This is a genomic window from Blastomonas sp. CCH9-A1 (assembly GCF_001557175.1).
GTDB classification, from domain to species: domain Bacteria; phylum Pseudomonadota; class Alphaproteobacteria; order Sphingomonadales; family Sphingomonadaceae; genus Blastomonas; species Blastomonas delafieldii_A.
In genome coordinates this window covers 1-486 of sequence record NZ_LSHM01000078.1, presented here as the reverse complement: position 1 = coordinate 486, position 486 = coordinate 1, and the positions used below count along the sequence as shown (strand labels likewise).

The 486-nt window shown below is 60.5% G+C and carries 1 protein-coding gene; it reads right to left on the bottom strand.

The genetic code is table 11. The annotated features are described in order from the left end of the window. On the bottom strand, window positions 1-486 hold a 486-nt coding region (locus tag AX725_RS21380; RefSeq protein WP_202185052.1), incomplete at both ends, for an MBG domain-containing protein.

Genomic DNA, 486 nt, shown 5'->3' with positions numbered 1-486 from the left:
CATAGTTGGTCGCCGTCGCCCCCGATCCGGTGATGGCATAGGTGCCGACGTTGCTTGCTGCGGTGGCGACCGTGCCATAGATCAGACCGGAGATGACGCTCGCGGTATCGCCATTACGGAAGCCCGTGATGCTGCCAGTGAGTGTCGGATTGGCGAGTCCGTATTCGCGCGTCGCGTTGTCGGCGGTCACCGTGAGCAACGCGCGCGTGATCGTCAGCGTACCGGGAACATAGCTGAAATCATAGTTCGCGGCACTGCCACCCGACGCAGTGATCGCATAGGTGCCAGCGTTACTCGCTGCATTGGCAATCGTACCATAAGTAAGGCCGCTGACGACGCTCGCGGTATCGCCCGCGCGAAGGCCGCTGATCGTGCCGGTGAACACCGGGTTGGCCAGACCATATTCACGCGTTGCATTATTGGCGGTCACGGTGAGCAAGGCTCGCGTGATAGTCAGCGTACCGGGCACATAGGCAAAGTCATAAT